Origin of the sequence: Pseudomonas sp. EA_5y_Pfl2_R50 (genome assembly GCF_963970475.1) — a bacterium.
Lineage (GTDB): Bacteria > Pseudomonadota > Gammaproteobacteria > Pseudomonadales > Pseudomonadaceae > Aquipseudomonas.
The window spans coordinates 1-255 of record NZ_CAXAPT010000246.1; the positions used below are offsets into that span (position 1 = coordinate 1).

Genomic DNA, 255 nt, shown 5'->3' on the forward strand with positions numbered 1-255 from the left:
GTAAAAAAGCGATCCGGCAAGTCCTCATCCAAGGGCAAATCGAAGGCCTGAGTGTTACCAGGGCTTGCCAGTTTCTGGGCATCTCACGGCAAGCGTATTACAAGCGCAATCGAGCTTACGACGCGCAGGCTAGCCATGCGCAAAAGGTGCTGGGGTTTGTGCTGGAGGCACGCCTTGAAATGCCCCGGTTGGGCACCCGCAAGCTGCATGATCTTATGCAATCCGAGCCTGAACTGACGCAAACGGTAGGCCGGG

1 pseudogene is annotated in these 255 nt (G+C 56.9%); it reads left to right on the forward strand.

The annotated features are described in order from the left end of the window. A pseudogene (locus AACY19_RS27660) lies at positions 1-255 on the forward strand (IS3 family transposase); the annotation flags it as partial.